Origin of the sequence: Promicromonospora kroppenstedtii DSM 19349 (assembly GCF_000515355.1) — a bacterium.
GTDB classification, from domain to species: domain Bacteria; phylum Actinomycetota; class Actinomycetes; order Actinomycetales; family Cellulomonadaceae; genus Promicromonospora; species Promicromonospora kroppenstedtii.
Genome location: NZ_KI911582.1, coordinates 694 through 1,442 on the forward strand (window position 1 = coordinate 694; position 749 = coordinate 1,442).

2 protein-coding genes are annotated in these 749 nt (G+C 68.2%); both read right to left on the reverse strand.

What is annotated here, in order from left to right:
- Nucleotides 1-272 precede the first annotated feature (272 nt).
- A complete protein-coding gene (locus tag PROKR_RS02415) occupies nt 273-461 on the reverse strand; it encodes a hypothetical protein (protein WP_036959332.1) in 189 nt (62 codons plus the stop codon).
- Between the two features lie 99 nt (nt 462-560).
- Nucleotides 561-746, reverse strand: coding sequence for a DUF7169 domain-containing protein (locus PROKR_RS38110; protein WP_425414848.1), 186 nt, complete (start codon nt 744-746; stop codon nt 561-563).
- Between the last annotated feature and the right edge of the window lie 3 nt (nt 747-749).

Sequence of the window (749 nt, forward strand, 5' to 3'; positions counted from 1 at the left end):
CGTCGAGCGAGAGGTCGGCGTCGGTGTAGCGGAACACGCTGATTTCAGACATGGCAAATAGGCCCTTCGTGGGGTGACGGTGTCCCGGAGATCGAGCGACCTCGGGGCGATGAGTGCGAGTCACGCAAGGTGACTCATGTGTAACACGGCGCGAGAGGCGAATGCAAGGCGCTTTCGCAGGTCTTTAGATTTCTTCACCCGGGCAGATGCACGACAAAGCCCCCTACCGCTGGCAGATGCAGTGCGGTAGGGGGCTGTCGTCTAGTGCGGTACTACGCCGGGAGCCGCTCCGGCTCCACGGAGAGGGCCTCGGCGAGGTTGACGACGGACACGCCCATCGCCGTGGCGAGCGTGAGCTCGACGTCCGTTGCCGAGCCGATCTCCCAGCCCGGGAGCTCGACGACGACGTCGGCTTCGAGGCACGCGCTCGACGGTCCAGCGGAGAGACCCCGCGAGGTCATCCGGCGCCGAGACCGGCGTCCAGACGCTGTAGCCGGCGCGACGGAGCAGGCTCGCCGGCGTGTCGAAGTCGGAGTCGCGGGGTCCCGCGAGCCACGCCTTCATCGAGAGCCCTCGCCGTCGTAGCGGGTGAGTGCTCGGTCTAGCTCCCGGCGGCGCTCGGTCAGCGCCTTCGCTGCGTGTTCGAGCACGCGATCCGCTCGGGATGTTGCCCCCCGCAAGGCCAGACGCCTGGCGTCTAGCACTGTGTCTGCCGGTGGGGTCGGAGGGACCGGCCGCCGGACGATCGC

What these genes read in the sequence shown, in the direction of transcription:
- PROKR_RS02415 (WP_036959332.1), bottom strand. Translation starts at nt 461, where the DNA reads ATGACCTCGCGGGGTCTCTCCGCTGGACCGTCGAGCGCGTGCCTCGAA.